This window comes from Scandinavium tedordense, from assembly GCF_024764965.1.
GTDB classification, from domain to species: Bacteria; Pseudomonadota; Gammaproteobacteria; order Enterobacterales; family Enterobacteriaceae; genus Scandinavium; species Scandinavium tedordense.
The window spans coordinates 1-416 of sequence record NZ_JALIGG010000013.1; the positions used below are offsets into that span (position 1 = coordinate 1).

At 35.8% G+C, this 416-nt stretch carries 1 protein-coding gene; it reads left to right on the forward strand.

The genetic code is table 11. From position 1 onward, the window contains the following. Positions 1-337 (forward strand): transporter associated domain-containing protein (locus MUU46_RS00055; RefSeq protein WP_309582927.1); only part of this gene is annotated, 337 nt, incomplete at its 5' end. Between the last annotated feature and the right edge of the window lie 79 nt (positions 338-416).

Genomic DNA, 416 nt, shown 5'->3' on the forward strand with positions numbered 1-416 from the left:
CCTTGAAGAGATTGTTGGTGAGATTGATGATGAAACTGACCGTGCTGAAGTCTATGTTCATACTATCGGCGAGGACACTCATATTGTCCAAGGGACAATGAATTTGAACGATTTCAATGATTATTTTGATGTCGAGCTTGAAAGTGACAATGTAGATACTATTGCTGGTTATTATTTGACAGGTGTGGGAACTATTCCAACATCTGAGAAACTCAGCTATGAGTTAGATAGTGGAAATAAGCATATCACCTTGACAAATGACAAGGTAAAAAATGGTCGTGTCACCAAGCTTAAGGTTCAAATCCAAGAACTTGAATCAGAAGAAGAAACTGAATAAAACAAAAGCTTTATCAGAGAAAACTGATAAAGCTTTTTAAGTGTAAAAAAGAAAAGACTCCTAACGGAGTCTTTTCTTT